The organism is Streptococcus mitis (genome assembly GCF_047459985.1).
Classification (GTDB): Bacteria; Bacillota; Bacilli; order Lactobacillales; family Streptococcaceae; genus Streptococcus; species Streptococcus mitis_DZ.
In genome coordinates, this window is sequence record NZ_JASHHD010000054.1 from 1 (window position 1) to 504 (window position 504).

Annotated in this window: 1 protein-coding gene; it reads right to left on the bottom strand. The window is 40.3% G+C overall.

Features of this window, described 5'->3' with window-relative positions; translation table 11 throughout:
• Positions 1-504, bottom strand: a 504-nt coding sequence (locus tag QM959_RS09605) for a transposase (protein ID WP_414372867.1), incomplete at both ends; no start/stop codon positions are given.

The window sequence follows — 504 nt, forward strand, 5'->3', positions numbered from 1 at the left end:
TGGTTGTGCGATAGCTTAATACTTGATTCTCTGGACAAACATAATGATCATAACTTGCATCATAAACAAAATGACTAGGCCTTAAGTTCCCCTTTACTCCCTTTGGACGAGTATAAGGAAAAACAGGAATGATATTTCGCTCTAATAAATAATGGGCAATAGCTGGGGTCTTGTAACCTGAATCCGCAATAATATAGTGGGGCGAGAATGGCTCTAACTTTGAGAAAAGGGCAGGGAAAGCCTGACTATCATGAACATTTCCTGCCTCAACCGTATAAGCCAAGGCCCAACCATGCTTATCACAAGCAACTTGAGCAGAATAGGCAAATACTTCCTTATGTTCGCCCTTGTGAAACCAACCACACTCGGGATCTGTCGTTGAGATTTTCTTTTCCTTAGCCTCACTTTCTTTTGCGGGCTTTAAGGACTTTTTTTCGTGTTTTTTCCTATCTAAATCAATCTCAACTGCCAATTGTTCACTCATAAATTTAGCTTGTTGGTCTA